The 325-nt window shown below is 42.2% G+C and carries 1 pseudogene; it reads left to right on the plus strand.

The window, feature by feature from the left end:
- A pseudogene (locus ACJ5GX_RS01865) lies at positions 1-140 on the plus strand (GTPase Era); the annotation flags it as partial.
- Between the last annotated feature and the right edge of the window lie 185 nt (positions 141-325).

Here is a 325-nt window from a genome sequence, read left to right on the forward strand (position 1 = left end):
CGATATTTGCACGACTGGAGCGCACAAAAGGCAGATGCATTTTGGTTATCAATAAAACTGATTTAGTAAAGAAATCAGAGCTCAAGATGGCACATGAGCACCTAAATTTGCTTTATAAGTTTGAAAAAATTTTTACGATCGATCAAGGTCGGAGGTGTAAATACTGTACAATAGAGGACTGAGAACTGAACCTTGTGGTATTCCCTTCCAGACAGTTCTAGGTGGAAAGAGCTGGTTCTGGTACTTAATTTGAACAGATCGATCTGGGGTCTCGGCAGGCAGGGCTTCAAGTGCATCCAGTGTAAGCTGCTGGTGCACAAGAAAT

It is taken from the genome of Wolbachia endosymbiont of Tuta absoluta, from assembly GCF_059414725.1.